At 67.0% G+C, this 1756-nt stretch carries 1 protein-coding gene; it reads right to left on the reverse strand.

The window, feature by feature from the left end; all coding sequences use genetic code 11:
• Positions 1–75: 75 nt before the first annotated feature.
• Positions 76–1756, reverse strand: a 1681-nt coding sequence (tnpC, locus tag OEB96_RS00430) for an IS66 family transposase (RefSeq protein ID WP_266213391.1), incomplete at its 5' end; no start/stop codon positions are given.

Below are 1756 nucleotides of genomic sequence, written 5' to 3' on the forward strand. Positions count from 1 at the left end.
GTAAGCCCGTGACGGACTACCTCCGCCAAGGCGCCGGGCCCCTGGGGTATCCTCTCCGGCTGCTCCGCCCCGGCCCTACCCGGCGTCGACGACCAAGCCCCGGGCCGCGGCCCAGTTGTGCGGAAGCAGCTCGGTCAGCCGCCGCATCGGCCAGCCCCCCTCGAGCTTCTCCATCACGTCGATCAGGTAGTCGCGGGTCGAGATGCCCAGCAGGCGGCACGTCTGCACGAGCGTGTAGGCCCCGGCCAGTCGTCGAGCGGCTGGAGCCGAGCCCGTGAAGTAGAAATTCTTGCGCCCAAGAGCGGGTTCTCTGATTTGACGTTCGACGGCCCCGTTGTCGATCTCGTAGCGACCATCGGAGAAGCACCGCCGGATGTACTCGCGCTGGTTCTTCGCGTAGCGGATCGCCTCCGCCAGCTTGCCCGTGTTGCCGACCTTGCCCTCGTGCTCCTCGATCCACTTGTCGATCTCGTCGAGGAGCGGCAGCGAGTGCTTGGTCCGAAGTGCGAGTCGCTCTTCGGGGCTCATGCCACGTGCTTGTTCCTCGATCTTGTAGATCTTCTTGAAGATGCCCATCGGCACCGCGGCCCGCTTGTCCCCCAGCTTGAGCGCGGCATAGAAGCGACGCCGGACGTGCATCATGCACCCGAGCCTTCTCTCGGGAGGAACGAGCACCTTCTGTTCGCCCTCTGGGTTCTCGAGCTTGCGGCTGTAGCCCGCGTAGTCGTCGACCTGGATCGCGATGTCCGGCGGGATCGCGTGGATCCACGGTGCGATCTCGTCGGCGCTCCACGTCCTGGTGAACATGAAGGCCACCATCTTGCGACTACCCTTGAAGCACCAGAAGTGGCCGCGGTACTTCCCGCCCTTGGACTTGCGGTCGAGCACGTCGATGCCGGTGTCGTCGATGCCCACGTAGCAAGGGTCGTCGAGGATGTAGCCGAACAACGCGTCGCTGACCGGCAGCAACAAGTCGGTCGCGTAGCGCCACCAGCCGTACAGCGTGTCCACGGGGATCTCCAGGCCCAGGCGCGAGAGCTGGTCTTGCTGTCTGTTGATCGGCAGCGCGTCGTCGCACTTGCCCTCGAGCAGCAGCGCCAACAGCGACGCGCCAGCCCGAGTCTTGACCTTGGGTGGCGTCGCGCGCTCGGCCGTTGCCGCATCGCACTTGCAGCCCGGGGTCCTGCACACGAGCACCTCTCGCATCTCGACGTGATTCTCGAGCTTCGCGGGCTCGTAGTGCAGGGTCGAGTGCTCGACGTAGCGGAAGTGAGCCATTTCGTGGCCGCACGCGTTGCAGCAGCGCTCGCCCTCGGGCACGGGCACGGTCGTCTCCACGCGCTTGATGTTCGGTGGGATCGGGGTCCGGCCACGGTGCTTGCGTCGCTTCTTCTTCTCTGCGGGTGGCGGCTGTTCCTCCGGCTCCGCGTCGGCCTGCTCGGGCACGGGGACCTTGGGGTTCTCGGCCGCCGCGGCCTCGGCCGAGCCTCCGTAGGCCATCACGAGCTGCCCGAGCTCCTCGGCCGTCAGCTTCTCGCTGCTCCGCGCGTAGATCAGCCGCTTGTACTGGGCGATGAGCTCGTCGCGCTCACGCAGCTTCTCGGTCAGCTCGTCGCGCTGCGTCGCCAGCTCGTCGCGCTGCGTCGTCAGCTCGTCGTGCCGAGTCGCCAGCTCGTCGTGCCGCGTCGCCAGCTCGTCGAACAAGGCCAGCACCGCCCCCGCATCTCCTCTCGCCAGGAGCTCCGCGAGTCGTCCC

Origin of the sequence: Paraliomyxa miuraensis, from assembly GCF_026337845.1 — a bacterium.
In the GTDB taxonomy this organism is placed as follows: domain Bacteria; phylum Myxococcota_A; class Polyangia; order Nannocystales; family Nannocystaceae; genus Paraliomyxa; species Paraliomyxa miuraensis.